This is a genomic window from Myxococcales bacterium, from assembly GCA_022563535.1.
GTDB lineage: Bacteria > Myxococcota_A > UBA9160 > UBA9160 > UBA4427 > DUBZ01.
Window position 1 is genome coordinate 1 of sequence record JADFNE010000076.1, and the last position, 16,798, is coordinate 16,798.

Genomic DNA, 16,798 nt, shown 5'->3' on the forward strand with positions numbered 1-16,798 from the left:
GTGGAATCACCGCATCGAGCATTCCAACAAGCACCCAACTACGAGCAAATAGAACGAGAAGACCGTCGGGATGCCCCTCTAGTCTCAGAGAATTTCACCCGATAGAAAACGCGTGGCTAGAGAAGATACACAGGCATTCGCAACGGCGAAGCGCTGGCTGAGCGATCCCGAGGCGAGTTAGTGGATTGGGGCGGCCATCGTGGCGGTGCCACTCGGGATCACGATTCTGTTCAGCCTCGAGATGAAGTTGTTTCTCGACGACTCCATGATTTACCTCACCTACGCGAAAAACTTCTCCTCGGGGCTGGGCTGGACATTCAACCCCGGCGCCAACGATCACGCCGCCACATCCATTCTCCACACCTTGAGCCAGAGCCTGATCTTCCTCGCCTTCTTCGATCCCCAGAACCCCGACTCGATATTCCTGTTCCTGAAGCTATTCGAGGCCGCAATAGTGACACTGGGGGTCGCCCTCTTCTACTTTGTGTTGACCCGCTCCGGGATCGCACCAATTTTTGCAGGCTTCGCCGTCGCGTTGTTCATATCTGCCAGATTCGTCGTTGTCTACCACTTGTTTAGCGGCATGGAAACCTCTCTCTATCTCGTCTTCCTATGCCTGGCGATGCTGCTCTACGAACGCTCTCGACTCGCGAGCCTCGGCTTTGTCACGGGAATTCTATTCCTGGTACGGCCGGAATCACTCGTGGTGGGCCCTATCCTGGCGCTTCTCGATTTCGCGTTCGTCGGGGTTGATGAGACGCGTAATTGGTTGCGCAAATGGATCATCCCGGGGTCAATCGCGGCGGCAATCACGTTGGGGATCGGTGCCATTTTCTATTTCACCAAGGGGTCGATGATCCCCGAGTCTGCGGAGGTAAAACTCCTCAGCGCGAAGAACTGGGGTAGCTACCAATCGCGGATCCCCGCAATCCTGACCGAGTTCCGGCACTGCGTACCGCTGGCGTTCCTCGGACTCTTCGCGTTGAAGCGCAAACGTTCGGCTCTCAACGGACTGCTCGTTTCGTCCCTCGTTCTGGTGTTCCTCTACATCGTACTCGGGATGCCGAAAGCTCCTTGGTATTACCTACCCTTCTGTCTGGGCTTCTTCTCGCTGGTCGCGGTCGGACTGCAGAAAGTGGGGGATCTCATACGCGGACATGCGCTGCCGATCTGGCCCGCCTATGCCGGCCTGGCCCTGATGATGCTCGTTGTCGATGGAACGGGGTTCCCGCAGGTCTGGAGAAACCGGGGGGCGCTCCGGTAGAACGGAGAAATCCTCAAGAACGGTCTGGGTGACGCATCGCAATGGGTTGCGCTCAATACCGAACCCGATGCCCAGGTCGCAGCCGGGTCGATCGGCTACGTCGGCTACTACGCGAATCGCCACGTCATCGACATGGTTGGCCTTATCGAACCGGAAATTGCCCGGGCCGCAGCCGCGGGTAACTCGATGTACTGGCGCGAGACCCACGAACCCGAGTACGTGATTCGGCGACTGATTTACCGAGAGCAACTCGAACCGGAGTTCTACCACCTGGTCAAGACCTTCAACAACCCGAAGTACCCGAAGTACGCTGTCGGTGTCTTTGCTCGCTTGCCCGATTCAGCCGCCGGTAAAACGCAAAGCCTCGCCGCAGCCGAGACGAGTGAGTAGCGCGCGCCCTTGGCGCATCAGTTTGGCAAATCGGACGCCACAGAGGGATTGGCGCTAAATCGTACCTGTGCTGGTCGGCGCCGACGATGATGGTGTCCGGCATCGGGAACCCATTGAACATCGTCGCGCAAGCGGTCGAGTAGGCGCCCTGATCGCGGATGTAGATGAAATCTCCGGCCGTGAGGTTCTCCGGAAGGGGCTCGTTCGTGAGACAGACGTCGGTACCATCGCAGGTCGGGCCAGCGACAGTCCAGGGGATGGCGGGGCCGTCCCGGTCCGTGCGAATGCTGAATCGAAACTCGTCGGCCAACTCACCGAGGCCGCTATAGATGCCGGCGTCGAGATAGAGCCAACGCGTGCCATTGCGCGTCGCGGTGCCGATGACCTGACATACGAACCAGCCGGTGTCCGCCACGAAGAATCGGCCCGGTTCCGCGACCACACGGATCGAATCAGGGACCTTTTCGAGTTCGGCGTTAACGGCCTTGCCGATTTCTTCGATACTCGGCACCAGATCGCCCATGGATACCGGGAATCCTCCACTCAGATTGAGGAAACGGGGTTCCAGCCCGACGGCCCGCATCTTTTCGAAGGTCGCACGTGCAGCGCGGATACCGATTGGCCAGTTTTCGATGTTCTTGCACTGCGAGCCGACGTGGAAACCCACTCCGGCGAGATCCGCACCGATTTTCCCAGCCTCGGCGATGATCTGCTCTGCTTCTTCTTCAAAGGCACCGAACTTGCCGGAGAGCTTCCAGACCGATCCCTCGTTGGAGGTGTGCACGCGGAGGTAGAGCTTCGCGACTGGCTTTGCTTCGTATACCTTGTGCAGTTCTTCGATCGCATCGATGACGAACCACTCGACACCCTTCTGGACCGCATGCGAAACGTGGGCGTGTGACTTGATGGGGTTGCTGTAGAGGATTTCGTGCGCCGGCACGCCCAGGCTCAGCAGCCCGTCGAGTTCTGCCCGAGATGCGATTTCAAATCCGATGCCCTCGTCGTGCAATGCCGCGAGAATCCCCGGCGCAGCATTCACTTTGACCGCGTAGTGCGGGAAAACCCGGGGCATTGCGGCGCGAAAGCGGCGCGCCTTTTCACGCACCAGGCGCGCGTCGAGAATCAGGAAGGGGTTCGAGTATCCCTTCGCGAGCTGCGCTTGGATATGACGAAAATCAAACGCCGCGTCTTCCACGCGAACCCGATTTGGCTGCGACAATTCTTCTCCTCGGGCATCGCGCAACCCCTTTGCGAAACTTCCTCATCGCGCAAAGGGGTCGCGCTGCCGAATTGTAACGCATCGAAATGCAGCAGCCTTCGCCTGTCTTCGTTCCACGACGCGGCCTAGGGGTAGCTCGACTGACCCGCGCAGCTCAGAATCTGATCCTCCTCGCGTCCCGTCAGCACACCGTCCTTCTTGAGCCCACCTGTCAGCTTGGAAACACAGCGCTGAAACGACCCATGTTTCGCAGCGTTGGCTGCACATTCGTCTATCTCATCCGAAATCGTACAACCATCCGCCTGCACGGTGTTACTGACCTCTGAATCGCAGCCATCGATCACCACGGTCGGGTCGAGGTTGGAATTCGGGCAGGCATCATCTTCGTCCGGTACACCATCGCCATCGGTATCTACGCCCTCAATCTGGCAGGTCGCCGAACAACCGTCCCCGCCCTCATTGTTTCCGTCATCGCACTCCTCTGTGTAGTCGAGCGCGCCATTTCCACAGACTAGAGCCGTTGCGTCCACGACATAGAGTCCGTTCTGTTCATCACTCAGCAGGACGCGATCCAGACCGGAGAAGGGGTAGACGCCCCAGTTGCCGTCGTAACCAAAGAAAGCGTTGTTGTCCCAGGTGTCGTATTGGCCAATCATTACCGGGTTGGATGGGTCGCTGATGTCGATCGCCACCACACCGGCCTCGTACCACGAGATGAACAGCAGTGTGTCGCTGAAGAGCACGGGGTTGTGGGGTGAGAGGACTTCGCTTCCGAGGCCGAGAGAGGTGCGGTTCATCGTCGCCAACAAGACGGGCGCAGCGAGGTTCGAGATATCGAAAATCAAGACATTGCCGTCGGGTTTTTCTTGGGCGCTGACCAAAATCGTTCCGTCGGACGTGGCCCAGCTGGAGTGGGAACTGCCCCCGGTCGGCACGTCCGAGATCAGGGTCGGCGCGGAGGATCCGATCGAAGTGACGTCGTAGATATACGTTCTGCCATTACGTATGTCCGACGCGTAGAGTCGCGTGCCGAGTACTGTGATGTCGTGGATTCTACCGGAATTGGGCGTAACGATATCTCTCACGAAAACGGGAGTCGCCGGCGCAATCATGTCGAAAACCTTGATGGTCCCGGATGACCTCGTCATGTAGAGATAGTTCCCATGCACAAACGAATTATGAATTCTGTCGAAGCCACCATCGGCAGCCCTGATGATCGTGAGCAGAGTGGGATTCGCAGGATCCGAGACGTCCACGATATGCATTCCGTCCCCGGCATCATCCGCAAAATATCCGATGCCGTCAGATACCTTCACGTCGTGGAAGGCGCCGCTTCCTGTGGCCGGGGCGTAAAAGGACACCAGGCTGGGGTTTGCCGGGTCAGAGACGTCGAGGATCGAAACTTTCCTGCCGCTGTAGGCCCCGAGATACGCGTAGTCACCTTCGCCCCAGATGTCGGAATATTTGTCGACCCCTTTAATCGGATCGACCGTTCCCAACAAGATGATGTCGCCAGCCTGCGCGCTCAGGGAGAAAATCGCCGAGAGCGCAAACCCGATCACCCCTATCCGTAACAGTCCGATCGAAACATATCGTCGTAGCATGACTCTTCTCCCTTCTCCGATGCATCTTCGCAGTTGATGCCGCGATCACTTCGTACGCCTAGCCCCGCACCGCCTGTGCGGGATAGAGAAAACAATCCGTCATTCAATGAATACCAAGTACGCATGGTGCCGTGCCGTTTTCGGCAGGCTGGGTACAGCATTGATAAATCATTGAACCATAAAGCAATGGACAAAATGAAGGTGTTGATTTGGCAAATTTGGATATAATGATGGTCAAATTGACATGTAAATTAGTTGAATTGACAAAAGGTGAACAAGTTGGCCCAAATAAGCGATCGAGATGAGGCCCTCATGCGACTCCTGCAAGCCAATGCACGGGAGTCCATCAGCAGTCTTGCACGAGTGCTTGGCGTATCCAGAACTGCTGTTCAGGAGAGACTGAATCGATTGAAACGAATCGGTGTCATCGAAGGTTTCACAGTGAAGTTGAATCCGGACTGGAACCGGAGTCACGTGACAACATTCATCGAACTGGTCATTGAGCCCAAATCTGCAACACAGATCATGGCAACGATTGAGCGGATGCCGTCCGTCAAGGCCCTATGGAGCATCAGCGGTCGCTTTGATCTGTTGGCCGAGGCGACGGCACCAACAACAGAAGATATCAACGAGTTGTTGGTTGATCTCGGTAACATTGAAGGTGTCACCCGTACGGAATCCCACGTGGCTTTATCGACGAAATTCGAGCGCAGATAGCGAACAGGACGCACGCTTGATAAGAAATGGTGACCCGGGCGCGATTCAAACGCGCGACCCCAGCTTCGGAGACTGGTAAACGTGGACAAGAGTGGAATGGAATCAGCAACAATCCTATGCCCGTAAGTCGAGGCACCCCGCAGACAGGGCCGTGGCTTCCTAGATGCATCCTTGCGTCAGTTCGAGGTGCTTCTCTTGGGCCAGAGTGAGCAGCACTCTTCCTTCTTTCTCACCGAGCACTGTGGCCTCGAGCTCGGAGCCATCGGAGGCTTGGAGCGCCTGCCAGATGTACTTTCGGCCCGAGTCGCCGTAGATCTGTTGGCCGATATCTTCAATGGCCCGGACGCAAGCGGCCTCGGGTCCGAGTTCAGCACCCGGATGGACTGCACTCACCGCCTCGGTTGCGAAGCCTCGCAGTTGGTTCAAGAGCAGCTTTGCAGCCTCTAAGTGCTGGAGTACGTCTTCGCGTTCTCGTGCAAGTCGCCGCTCCTGTTCGGTTGCGGTCATGGGGGTACGGCTGGCGGATTTGAGTTGATATTCGTAGTTCGAACTCTCTTCCCGCGAGCGCCCGACGGGCGCAATGTAGCCCACGACGTTCTGCACAGCGATGAAGTCGAGTTGGGGTTCGTCCTCGCCCAGCATGAGCAGGTCAAAATAGATCTTGGGTAAAGGTAGATCGCCCTCACCGAATCGCACTCCAATGCAACTCTGGCCACGTCTTTCGGGAAGAACGATCACATCCTTGCTATGTGCGCCGCGGATCACCTCCCTCATCTCGTATAGATCCTCGAGAGGATTGCGATCGGCCGGAATCGGATTGGCGAAGTCGAAGAGTACGCCAAGGGTGCGATTTGCGTCTACGCCGTGCAAGATCTCCAAGATTTCTGGACCGGTGAGACGCTCGTGCTGCTCGAGAAGAAAGCGAATATTCAATCGAGATCCCAACTCTGCTGCGTACTTGAGCTCTTCGATTGCGGTCCGAATGATCTGCTGGATCGTGCCGCCGGACGACGAATAGCAGCGAATCGTCTGAATCCCCATCGCTCGTGCGACACGGGTGACATCATTTACGTCTTCTCGTTGAATGGTGCTGATGTCGAGGGTGAGGTCGAGTTTGTGCATGCCCTCCTGCTTCGCGAGATCGGCAAGGTACTGATCAGACTCGGCCGTGAGGCCCATCCGGGGCCCGCTCCGCGTGAAGTGCAGCTGGGCTCCATCGAAACCGGAGTCTCGCGCGAAGGACAAAAATGCATCGACACCCAAAGCGCCATGGAGGAAGTTGAGTTCCATGCTGTAGCGGTTGAGATGCCATTTCAGCTGATCGATCCGCCGGAAGATCTTCCAAGCCAATGCTGGGTCGAGTTGCGGGATGGAAAATCCGCCAGCAGTGGGTCCGCCCAAGAATGTCTCGAATCGGGTTTGGAGGGTCATCTCGCCCCTTGTGATCTGGAACTGGCAAGGATAGGAAAAGTACGATGCGGGTGCATACCGCTGAGATCACTTCCAGAGGTTGAATTCTGTACGAGTGGATCGATGGGGCGAGGGGATGAGTTTGGTGACTGCGCCAAAAAGGGGAGGCGATTCATATTTCTCTTACCAGAACGATGAGTCGAGAACGATGGATCGCGGACGAGTTCCGCATGAGGCAGGTGGCTATGCGGACGGCTTATCTGCGAGTCGCAGCGGGTCGCTGCTTGGCTGCCAGACGCGTGGCTGGGAGTGTGGGAGCACCCTAAGGGCTGTTCGGCTGTGCACGCGATGGCCCAGATTGGGTGAACTCCTTGCGCGTTGCTTCACTCCGAGCCTCTTCCAGCAGCCCCGCCAACTCATCCCCGGGCGGGTAGAGCTGCGCCACGATGCGCCTCGCCCGTTCGGAGAGGCGATGGTAGCCCCAGACACAGCGCCGCAGCGTTTCTTCACGGCTGTTCCGCTCGCGGTAGAGGGGGAGGTTGACGTCGAAGTAGGAGAGACTGTCCACTTCCATCAACAGGTCCGTGCGTGGTTCTCCTCCGACCTCGTGGGCGCATACTAAACGGCTTAACTCGTCAGCAAGCGCTGGGTCTTCCACTCCGCATTCCTGAAGGATCGCGAGCAGCATTTCGGCACTGTGCCTTGCATGGGTGGCCTTGAAGTCTTCGTAATCGGAAAAATCTGCGCGGAGTACCTTGCTCGCTTCCACCGCGCGATCGATGTCATGGCCGAGCGCAGCGAGTTGAAGGGCCTCATCGGCACCGGGCTCGAACTTCAGCAGCCATTCCAGTGTGTTGATGGAGTGGCCCGGATCCTCGGGAACCGACGAGCCTGCAATGACCTCGCGTATTCGCGTTCGGACACGCTGAAGAGACTCGTCGGCGGGGGTCATGCCTCGGCGGGCTCGCGGCTAGCCGCGACGATGCGGCTGACAGTCTCTGCGTTCATGACCAGCGCAATCAGCGAAAGTGCGAGCAAGGGCAGGTTGAATACGGCCCCCAGGGCGATCATGAGCACGCGAAGATCCCGCCCGATCCGGAATCCCAGGCTCTCGCCGCGCTGGAACCGGGTTTTCATCAACCCGTCGTATTTGTCGGCGGTATAGCTGACGAGAAACGAGCCCGTGATGGCCATGAAACCCACGAATAGCGCGAAGGGCCCCCCCCCGGCTGAGAAGAAGACGTGCCACGTGAGTCCGAAGAGTAGAAACGCGTCGGTGTAGCGGTCGAGCACGGCGTCGAACCAACCCCCGAATTCACTCTCCTCCAGTCGTAGCCGTGCGACCTCGCCGTCGCAGCCGTCCAGCACCGAAGCCGTCTGGGCGAGCAGTCCACCGACGGCCAGCCAAAGTGTTCCGCCCACGGCGAATAGACCCGCGGCCACAAGGCCGAGTGCAAAGCAAAAAAATGATATTTGATTCGGGGAGATGGAGCGATCAATCAGACGACGCGTGATCCGGATTGACAGAGGTCGGTTGAGGTTTCGCGAGATGGGACCATCGCCGAGCTTGGGGAGGCCAGCAATCAATGCCCGCTCGGCGCGCGCCGCCGCACGGGCATCATCCACGTCGATCCAGAATGCATCGCCGATGTCGTGAACGCGCATCTTGCCCCGCTCAGCCAGGAACGCGATTCCCGCCGAGAGGGACTCGTCCCCTTCTTGATTTCGGGCCTGGTCAAGGGCCGAGAAGAGGTCGGCCGAGCAGAGGAAGCACCCGGTGTCGAAGGCGTCGTAGTGCTCGAGGTTCTTTCCGATGGCCTCGAGTTGCCCGTCGCGGGTCCGTACCTTGGTGACATCATCGAGATCCACCAGGGGGTTGAGGAGGTTGGAGTCGATCGCCAGGCAGACCTCGCCGGCCTCGAGTTCTGCGTCGCGGAGTCCGCTGAGTAGGGAGACGTCTACCAAGTGATCCGCCATTAGAAGGACGAAGGTGTCGTCGCCGATGACCTCCCGGGCTGCCAGCACGGAGAGGCCGTTGCCCCCATCCCATTTCTCATTGACGACGTGGGTGATGTTGAGGCCGCGACGCTTGGCCAGGCGATCGAGTGACGCCGTGACGCGATCGCTTTGGTAGCCAGTGACTACGACGAACTCGGTGAGCCCCGCGCGTGTGGCATTGACGAGGGCGCGCTCGATGAGCGATAAGCCCAGCAGCCGAAAGAGAGGTTTGGGAAGACCCCCGCTCGCCAGACGACTGCCTCTCCCAGCGGCGATGATGAGGCACTTGCGCGCCCGATCAGACATCTCGGCGGCCGGCGATGAAATCCTCCGTGCGGGTGTAGGCTTCGTCGTCGGTGTACTGCTCGGGGGGATGCTTCATGAAATAGGACGAAGGAGAGAGGAGGGGTCCCCCAATGCCGTTGTCGAGTGCAAGCTTTGCGCAGCGGATGGCGTCGATCGAGACCCCTGCTGAGTTGGGCGAGTCCTCTACTGAGAGCCTCAGTTCGAGATTCATTGGAACGTCGCCGAAGAGCTTCCCCTCCATGCGCAAGAAACAGACCTTGTTGTCGTTCTGCCACGCCACGTAATCGCTGGGACCCACGTGGATGTTCTCGTCTGAGATTCGCTCACCTGCCACCGACTGCACAGCCTCGGTCTTCGATTCCTTCTTAGAGCGTAAGCGATCGCGGTTCAGCATGTTGAGAAAGTCGGTGTTGCCTCCCGTGTTGAGCTGATAGGTGCGCTCGAGCTTGACGCCACGCTTGCGAAACAGGTCGGTAAGCATGCGGTGAGTGATGGTCGCGCCGAGCTGTGCCTTGATGTCGTCGCCGACGATGGGAATCCCCTTGTCTTTGAAGCGCTGGGCAAAGTCGGGATCACTCGCGATGAAAACCGGGATGCAGTTGATGAGTGCCACACCGGCTTCGAGTGCGCACTCGGCGTAGAAGCGAGCGGCCTCTTCAGAGCCCACTGGAAGATAGTTGAGGAGTACCTCGGCTCGCGATTGCTTCAGGGTGAGAACAACGGCCTCACGGGTTGCTTCGGGAGCATCGGACGGTAGGAAAGTGCGCTCATCAGGATGTTGTCCCATATGCTCTGCAACGCCGTCCAAGATTCGTCCCATCTGGACCTGTACTTTTGCCTTGGGGAGTTTTTCGCAGAACACCGTCGTGCAGTTGGGGAGCTCGAAGATGGCTTCGTTTACATCCTTCCCCACCTTGCGCACGTCAATATCGAAGGCGGCGACGACCTCGATGTCGAATGGGCGATAGCCGCCGATGTCCCAGTGCATGAGTCCGATGGCATCCTCGGGCTTCTTGTCCTTGTAGTATTCGAACCCCTGCACGAGCGAGCTGGCACAGTTGCCTATCCCAGCGATCGCTATTCGGATCTTCTCCATTGAGTCCTTCTCCTAGTTCAATTGCATCGCGAATCAGACCGCGACCCACCGAGCCTCGCGGTACGCCGATTAAACCTGCATGTAGGGTTTCCGCCCCTTTTCTTCGCACGACGTCGCGGGGCGCGGCAGTGCTACGTTGGAACACTGCCGAGCCCGGTGTTACCCCATCCCTCGGGTCTTGTCGCGGATACGGCAGGCAGGAACCCTTTTTGGCAAGATAAGTTCCGTATCAGGGAAGAGAGATCTGGCGACCCGGCCCGAGCGGACGCTCTACCACCAGAGGATTCCCGTCGAAGCGCCCCCACCCGGAGACGCCGAGACGCAGGAGCTTCTTCAGTCTCTGGGCTACGTCGAATAGCGGCGTCCCGAGGTCGGCTGCCCCGCCGCAGCCGCCATCGAATGGAATTACCCACACATCAGCCTAGCTCAACCCGGATACCTTGACGCCGCTCCTGGGAACACCCGCTTCCCCGAGAGCGCGGGCTCCCACGATGCCGATCCGAGTCAGGAGGACGCTGTCACGGACGGAGCCACATGGATGACTCGCTGCGGAAAAGGGATCTCGATGGCGGCTTTGCCTAGCGCCTGGTAGATCGCCGTGTTCAATCCGTCGATACAACTACCCCGCTGGGCTGGCTCATTGATCCAGCCCTGAATTCGGAAGATCAGCGCCGAGTCCCCCATCTCGATGAAGCGCACGCGCGGCGCGGGATCGTCCACCACGAACTCGACCGATTGCGCGGCCTCCACGAGCACCTCCCGAACTCGCTCGATGTCGGAGCCGTAGGCCACACCCACCTGAATTGCCACCCGGGTCTTCTCGTTCGGGCCCCCGGACTCGTTGACAACCTTGGCGTTGGCGATGTGCGAGTTGGGGAGGGTAATTTCGACATCGTCGCGGGTCAACAGACGCGTGCTGCGCAGTCCGATCTTGATCACTCGGCCGCGCTCACCCGTGTCGAGGTTGATGAAGTCGCCGATCTTGTAGGGCGCATCCATGATGACAAAGAGTCCGCCAAAGAGGTTGGCCAGCGTATCCTTGGCCGCAAAACCCACGGCGATTCCCATGATGCCGGCGGAGGCCAGCCAGGCCGAGAGATCCAGATCCCAGGTAACGAGAAAGAAATAGACCGCCAGACTGAAAACGACGATCTTGCTCAGATTGTCAAAGAGCGGAAGCGTGCGCGCTTCGACCCAAGTCACACGATCGGCGAGTCGGCTCAGCCCGGTCAGCGCGGTCGAAGTCAACTTGAATCCGGCCCCGGCCCAGACGAAGACGGCCCAAGTCTTGATTAGTGCGCCGACGATACGTTCAACATCCGGACTCCACCCCAGCATCTTCAGCGCGATATGCAGTCCAATCAGGATTACGCTGATGAAGATTGGTCGGTGGAGAAGCTGAACCAGCTTGTCGTCCAGATCCGTATTCGTGCGCAGGGTCAGGCGCAACAGGAATCGAGAGATCACGACGTCGACGAGCTTGGCCAGCATCGCCGATCCCAGAACCACCACGATGGCACGCACCCACGGTACATTCCGTGCCTCCTCAGCAAACGCGATCCAATCGTTCATTGCTGTCTCCTTGCATTGTCAGGCTTCGCTTCACTGCGAGAGGCGCCTCAGGGTAGTGAAGTCCCTGCTGCCGTCACAGCTCCAGCTCTCACCTTCCTGTCCGCTCGCTGCGTCTCACGAGAGTCTGAACCGTGGGTGTAGAAGCTGCAGACTTCTCGCATTTTGCGCGAGGCTGTGCGCCCGATCGGTTCTTGCTCCGAGTACACGGCTGCCGTCGTCGAAGCGGGAAGCGCCGGAAAGGCAACCCCCGTGGCAGGCCCAAAGAAAACGATGGTGACCCGGGCGCGATTCGAACGCACCGGCTTCGCCCTTCATGTGGGCTGCGCCCACGGGCGAAACCACAAACTGTGGCCTCATCGGCCACAGTTTGCCCCCAACTTCCGAAGCTGGCCTCTCATATCGAATACGAGCCCGGTACCCAGTACGTGTACCACGGCGGTTCTGCCCATTGGGTTTTGGCGGAACTGATCGAACGCCTGGGGGGTATGGACTTCCGCGACTATGTCGAACAGCGCGTCACCGCTCCCCTGGGTTTGCCCAGATTGCTGGGGATTCCGCAAGCCGAACAAGGCGACATCGCGCAGTTGTGTCTGCCCACGCCACCCGATGACCGGTTCAACTTCCCGGTCATGATCGAAGACGGCGTGCCGGGTGGTAGGGCGGTGATGCACGCAGAAGATCTGGCGCGTTTCTATCAGGGCTTGCTCCACAACCCGGGAGGGTTGTGGAAGGCCGACGTGCTGGCCGACGGTGTCGGCAATGTTCGTTGCACCTTGCTGGATCCGATCATGCAGCGTCCGGCGAACCGCACCACCGGCGTCGTGATCGGCGCCGGCTTTGGCACCACCTGGGGCAAGTCACCCACCGCCTACGGTTGGCCCGGTGCCGGAGGACAGATCGGCTTCGCAGAGCCCGCGACCGGCGTCTTGTTTGCGTTCCTGCAGACCGGCGACACGGATCAGATCAGCCAGTTCGTGCGCGGCATCAAAATGTCGGAGCTGGCGCTCGCGCTCGGTCGCTAGTCCACTAGTCCTTGTTCGGATTGATCAAGAACTTCTCGCCGCTCGCCTGTTTGCCGTAGGACGCAATCGCGTCCAGTTGCAGGGCGCCCGCAAGAGAAACTTCGCGTGCGTAGGAACTCGCAAACGTCGTCTTGATCTCGCTGGCCACACGCTCTCGCAAGCCCTGACCCGCCTCGAAGCCGATCTTCTGCAAGAAGGGCGTCAACAACCAGCCGCCGATCCCCCAGGCCATGCCAAAGTTGCGACCGAATACGGTCTGTGAGCGATCGAGCCCGCCGTAGATGTAGACCTGCTTGTGGACGGTCGAACCGTAGCGGCTGAACTCGCTGGCGCTCTTGTTCGCGGCAGCTTCCATGCAAGTCAGAATCTGTCCGGCCAACTTGCCACCGCCGGTGGCATCAAAGGCGATCGTCGCGCCGGTCGTCACCAGAGCATCGATCAAGTCTTCCATGAACGACGACGCCGAAGAGTCGCAGACGAACTTTGCTCCGGCCTTCTTCAGCAGGTCTACTTGCGCGGGCTTGCGCACGATGCAAACGAGATCGATTCCATCGCTCAGGCAGACTCGGTTGAGCATCTGCCCGAGGTTCGACGCGGCCGCGGTGTGGACCAATGCGGTGTGGTTTTCCAGGCGCATGGTCTCGACCATGCCGAGAGCGGTGAGGGGATTGACGAAGCAAGATGCACCCTCTTTCGGGGTCGTGCCCTCTTCCAGGGTCAGGCTCATGGCGACTTTCAAGACGCGGAACTGTGCGTACATGCCGCCGCCGATCAATCCGACGGTCTTGCCGAGCAGCGCCTGGGCGGCGTCGGATTCACCCGCCTGCACCACGATGCCCGCGCCCTCGTTGCCGACGGCCAGGGACTGATCGACTCTGGCGGCCACGGACCTCATCAGACCACTGGGGACGTCGGCGGTTACGATCGGCTCGCTGGCGCTGCCCGAGGACTTTGCGGTCGTCATGTCTGCTGGACCAAAGAGCAGCCCGAGGTCCGAGGGGTTGATCGGAGTGGCCTCTACGCGCACCACGATTTCGTCTTCGGCGGGCGCGGGAATCTGGGTTGATGCGAGGGAAAGCTCGAGGGTGCCGTCCTTGCTGATCTTCGAACGAATCTCGCGGGACGTCAGGGTTTCTTCGCCGGGCATGGGTCACCTCCTGGGGGCTGTCGTGGGCAGCGTTCACCGCCGCCGGCGCAGGCGTTGATTGGGTATCAGCATAGATGCATTTGTCTATTTTCGCTGGGGCTGTGGGGGCTACCGGGAGCTCGGCAAGTTGGTGAACAACGCGGTCGCCTCGTAGACTTGCGTCTCTGATTGCGCGTGACACGCGTTTCCCGTTCCAATCGGTACAGCCAATCAGAACAGCCAACCCGAACCAGTATGTATGAAGGAAGCCACCAAGTGTCCAAGATCATCGTTGCCGGCTGGGTCGAGATCCCGATCGAAAAGCGCGCCGAAGCGCTCGACCTCGCCAAAGAGCTCATCGACCCAACCCGCACCCAGCCCGGCTGCATCGACTACGCTTGGACCGCCGTTTTCTTCGAGTAGCCCATTCCATTCCGGGAGTTTGCATGATCGAAACACGAGACACCTTTTGCAGAATCTGTGAGTCGATGGGCGGGCTCAAGGTAGAATAGGGGGAAGAACAGAATGACTCCCGAAACGCACTATGCGAAGCACGACGGAGTCAACATCGCCTACCAGGTCACTGGCGAGGGCGAGGGCGACCTGGTCTTCGTTCCGGGCTGGGTGTCACACGTGGAATACGCCTGGGAGGAACCGAGCTTCGCGCCCTTCCTCGAGCGCATGTCACGCTTTTCTCGGCTGATCCTGCTGGATCGGCGAGGCACCGGACTTTCCGATCCGGTCGATCGGCTTCCAACGCTCGACGAGCGGATGGACGACTTGCGGGCCGTTCTCGATGCGGCGGGATCGAAACGCGCCTTCCTGTTCGGGATCTCCGAAAGTGGCCCGATGTGTATTCTCTTTGCCGCAACGCATCCGGGCCGAACAGCCGGGCTCGTGCTGTGCAACACCTTTGCCACGGGCTTGTGGTCCGAGGACTACCCCTGGGCGCTGACGAGTGTCCAGTGGGACCGGTTCCTCCAACGCCTCGAGGCAGAGTGGGGCCAGGGCGTCACAGCAAAAATTTACGCGCCGTCCCGCGCGGATGACGAAGCCTTCGTTCGCAGTTGGGGGCGGTTCGAGCGGCGCGCAGTAAGCCCGGGCGCGATCCGGAAGATCATCGCCATGGCGAGTGACACCGACGTCAGGAGTATTCTCTCGTCGGTGAAGGTCCCAACGCTCGTCGTCCATCGCGAGGACAACCGAGCAACCCCCGTAGCCGGAGGTCGCTACCTGGCGGAGCACATCGAGGGCGCCAGAATGATCGAGGTGCCGGGTCGCGATCACTTTCCATGGGTCGGCGACACGGACGCGATCCTCGACGAAGTCGAACAATTTGTTACCGGTAGCCGTCACAGTGCAGAACCCGACCGAGTCCTCGCTACGGTGCTGTTCATGGACATCGTCGATTCCACGTCTCAGCTCGCGGAGCACGGGGATCGAAGCTACCGGGAGCTGCTGGAACAATTCTATTCGATCGTGCGCAAAGAACTCGCGCGACATCGCGGTCGCGAAATCGATACCGCCGGCGACGGTTTCTTCGCCACCTTCGACGGGCCCGCGCGAGCCATCCGCTGTGCGTGTGCAACCCGCAACGCGGTTGCCTCGCTGGGCATTTCAATCCGGGCGGGCCTCCACACGGGCGAGTGTGAGCTGCTCGGCGACAAGGTGACGGGCCTCGCCGTCCATCTCGGCGCCAGAGTGTGCGGAGCTGCGAGTGCCAACGAAGTACTCGTATCGAGCACCGTGAAGGACTTGGTTGCCGGCTCTGAGCTGAGCTTCACCAATCGCGGCAGCCACGAACTCAAGGGCATTCCCGGACTGTGGCAGCTCTACGCCGTCGACGGCTAAGTGTCCCTCGAGTCCCTTCGCCCGGGCGCGATCGACGCATTGGCGCATTGGCGCTAGAGCGGCATACCCGAAGGACGCACAGGCGTCTCGGAAATAGTCGTTCAATTGCGCGACTCGCTGTTGATCGAAGTGATTGGTGAAATTGCCGGGGTGGACCTGCCGCACGTGTTCGGAGATGTCTTCCTGCTCGGGGAACAGGTCCTGCTTGGCTACGATCTCTTCGAGACGACTTTGGGGGATCGAAATATTGAGGTAGTCGAGGATCGACCCGACAACTCGAAGCTTCTCGTAGACCAGGTCTTCGTAGTGGATGACCAGTGAATTCGCGTCCAGCAGCCCCGCATAGAGATCGAAATTGTCGCGGATGAATTCGCCATCGACGCCGAGCGAGTATTCGCCGATCGGCGTCTCCTGCAATTCCTTTCGCTTGGCAAGCATGGCATCGCGCAGCTCTCCTTCGGGCGGGAGCACATGGCTGTGCGCGTTCGAAAAGTAGAGCGAGACCATGATGTCGCGCGGGTCGCGCACCAGGATCACCTTCTTGTGCGCAGAAAGATCGGGACTCCGCAAGAAGGGAGGCAGAAAACGGTATCCGTGGAGCAGAAAGCCCCACTTGGGGAGACCGTCGAAGGTCGAATCCGGGATCCCGACTTCCTCCACGCCACGGTAGAAGAAGCACTCCGGTACATTCAGGGTCGAGACCTCAGCCACCTTGCAGCACTCGACCATGATCTCGTTGAGCATGCTGCTACCCGATTTGTGCAGCGCAAACAAAAACGAACTGGGTTCATGCAAGCTACTCGTGCGCCCCGGGTCGGCCATATCACTCCTGAATTCGGGAGACTTGCCAACGTGCTAATTGGCCGGGGTTGCGGGAACCCAGCTTTAATTACCTATCCTCCGCGGACGCGGCCTATGACACCCTCGCAATTTACGATGCCAGCGCCGCTCGGGGGAGTGAAGTCGTCATTCCACCTTCGAGGAGTGCGACGAGGTCGCATCAACAAAGTGACCTTGTCGCGCAAAAGTGGACAAGGTCAGCCGACCGTGGGCTTCAATACGTTAAGACACACGATGGCTACCGATGTGAGTTGCGAATGGGGCTTCACGCGAAGGTGGTTCAAATCAGGCTCGGTCACGCACAGATCAGCACCACGCTCGACATCTACACTGACGCGCTACCCGAACTCGATGCGGAAGCGGCGGATCTATTGGACGCGGAG

15 protein-coding genes are annotated in these 16,798 nt (G+C 59.4%); 6 read left to right on the top strand and 9 right to left on the bottom strand.

What is annotated here, in order from left to right:
• Positions 1-199 precede the first annotated feature (199 nt).
• Positions 200-1,264, top strand: coding sequence for a hypothetical protein (locus tag IH881_17370; protein ID MCH7869467.1), 1,065 nt, complete (start codon positions 200-202; stop codon positions 1,262-1,264).
• A gap of 283 nt (positions 1,265-1,547) precedes the next feature.
• Here the strand turns inward: IH881_17370 and IH881_17375 are convergent, their stop codons facing one another.
• Positions 1,548-2,897: a type III PLP-dependent enzyme gene (locus IH881_17375; protein ID MCH7869468.1), complete on the bottom strand. Its 1,350-nt coding sequence runs from the start codon at positions 2,895-2,897 to the stop codon at positions 1,548-1,550.
• 101 nt (positions 2,898-2,998) lie between these two features.
• Positions 2,999-4,477, bottom strand: coding sequence for a hypothetical protein (locus IH881_17380; protein ID MCH7869469.1), 1,479 nt, complete (start codon positions 4,475-4,477; stop codon positions 2,999-3,001).
• A 312-nt stretch (positions 4,478-4,789) separates the two neighbouring features.
• On the opposite strand from IH881_17380, the gene IH881_17385 reads away from it, so the two are divergent.
• Entirely contained in the window at positions 4,790-5,194 is a 405-nt protein-coding gene (locus tag IH881_17385; protein MCH7869470.1) for an Lrp/AsnC family transcriptional regulator, read from the top strand.
• Positions 5,195-5,353: 159 nt separating this feature from the next.
• On the opposite strand, the gene IH881_17390 is transcribed toward IH881_17385, so the two are convergent.
• From IH881_17390 to IH881_17415, 6 genes are all read right to left on the bottom strand, one after another.
• Positions 5,354-6,595 (bottom strand): TIM barrel protein, encoded by a 1,242-nt coding sequence (locus IH881_17390; protein ID MCH7869471.1) that lies wholly within the window; start codon positions 6,593-6,595, stop codon positions 5,354-5,356.
• Between the two features lie 331 nt (positions 6,596-6,926).
• Positions 6,927-7,556: a DUF4202 family protein gene (locus IH881_17395; GenBank protein ID MCH7869472.1), complete on the bottom strand. Its 630-nt coding sequence runs from the start codon at positions 7,554-7,556 to the stop codon at positions 6,927-6,929.
• Positions 7,553-8,908 (bottom strand): NTP transferase domain-containing protein, encoded by a 1,356-nt coding sequence (locus tag IH881_17400; GenBank protein ID MCH7869473.1) that lies wholly within the window; start codon positions 8,906-8,908, stop codon positions 7,553-7,555. The genes IH881_17395 and IH881_17400 overlap by 4 nt, the downstream gene beginning before the upstream one ends.
• On the bottom strand, positions 8,901-10,004 hold the full coding sequence (locus tag IH881_17405) for an inositol-3-phosphate synthase (protein MCH7869474.1): 1,104 nt from the start codon (positions 10,002-10,004) through the stop codon (positions 8,901-8,903). The genes IH881_17400 and IH881_17405 overlap by 8 nt, the downstream gene beginning before the upstream one ends.
• Before the next feature lie 229 nt (positions 10,005-10,233).
• Positions 10,234-10,419, bottom strand: coding sequence for a hypothetical protein (locus IH881_17410; protein MCH7869475.1), 186 nt, complete (start codon positions 10,417-10,419; stop codon positions 10,234-10,236).
• An 89-nt stretch (positions 10,420-10,508) separates the two neighbouring features.
• Positions 10,509-11,576, bottom strand: coding sequence for a mechanosensitive ion channel family protein (locus IH881_17415; GenBank protein MCH7869476.1), 1,068 nt, complete (start codon positions 11,574-11,576; stop codon positions 10,509-10,511).
• Between the two features lie 347 nt (positions 11,577-11,923).
• Between IH881_17415 and IH881_17420 the strand changes: the two genes are divergently transcribed.
• Complete coding sequence (locus tag IH881_17420) at positions 11,924-12,598, top strand: beta-lactamase family protein (GenBank protein MCH7869477.1); 675 nt, start codon at positions 11,924-11,926, stop codon at positions 12,596-12,598.
• 4 nt (positions 12,599-12,602) lie between these two features.
• Here IH881_17420 and IH881_17425 read toward each other — a convergent pair whose 3' ends face one another.
• Entirely contained in the window at positions 12,603-13,745 is a 1,143-nt protein-coding gene (locus IH881_17425; GenBank protein ID MCH7869478.1) for a zinc-binding dehydrogenase, read from the bottom strand.
• A gap of 255 nt (positions 13,746-14,000) precedes the next feature.
• Here IH881_17425 and IH881_17430 point away from each other — a divergent pair, with 255 nt between their 5' ends.
• The 3 genes from IH881_17430 to IH881_17440 all read left to right on the top strand — a co-directional run.
• Positions 14,001-14,147, top strand: a complete 147-nt coding sequence (locus tag IH881_17430) for a hypothetical protein (GenBank protein ID MCH7869479.1) — start codon at positions 14,001-14,003, stop codon at positions 14,145-14,147.
• A gap of 102 nt (positions 14,148-14,249) precedes the next feature.
• Entirely contained in the window at positions 14,250-15,575 is a 1,326-nt protein-coding gene (locus tag IH881_17435; GenBank protein MCH7869480.1) for an adenylate/guanylate cyclase domain-containing protein, read from the top strand.
• 1,097 nt (positions 15,576-16,672) lie between these two features.
• On the top strand, positions 16,673-16,798 hold a 126-nt coding region (locus IH881_17440), incomplete at its 3' end, for a site-specific integrase (GenBank protein ID MCH7869481.1).

Excerpts from the sequence above, each read along its gene's own strand:
- IH881_17385 (MCH7869470.1), top strand. The coding sequence starts at position 4,790 with ATGCGACTCCTGCAAGCCAATGCACGGGAGTCCATCAGCAGTCTTGCA.
- IH881_17415 (MCH7869476.1), bottom strand. The coding sequence starts at position 11,576 with ATGAACGATTGGATCGCGTTTGCTGAGGAGGCACGGAATGTACCGTGG.
- IH881_17400 (MCH7869473.1), bottom strand. The coding sequence starts at position 8,908 with ATGTCTGATCGGGCGCGCAAGTGCCTCATCATCGCCGCTGGGAGAGGC.
- IH881_17380 (MCH7869469.1), bottom strand. The coding sequence starts at position 4,477 with ATGCTACGACGATATGTTTCGATCGGACTGTTACGGATAGGGGTGATC.
- IH881_17395 (MCH7869472.1), bottom strand. The coding sequence starts at position 7,556 with ATGACCCCCGCCGACGAGTCTCTTCAGCGTGTCCGAACGCGAATACGC.
- IH881_17425 (MCH7869478.1), bottom strand. The coding sequence starts at position 13,745 with ATGCCCGGCGAAGAAACCCTGACGTCCCGCGAGATTCGTTCGAAGATC.
- IH881_17405 (MCH7869474.1), bottom strand. The coding sequence starts at position 10,004 with ATGGAGAAGATCCGAATAGCGATCGCTGGGATAGGCAACTGTGCCAGC.
- IH881_17435 (MCH7869480.1), top strand. The coding sequence starts at position 14,250 with ATGACTCCCGAAACGCACTATGCGAAGCACGACGGAGTCAACATCGCC.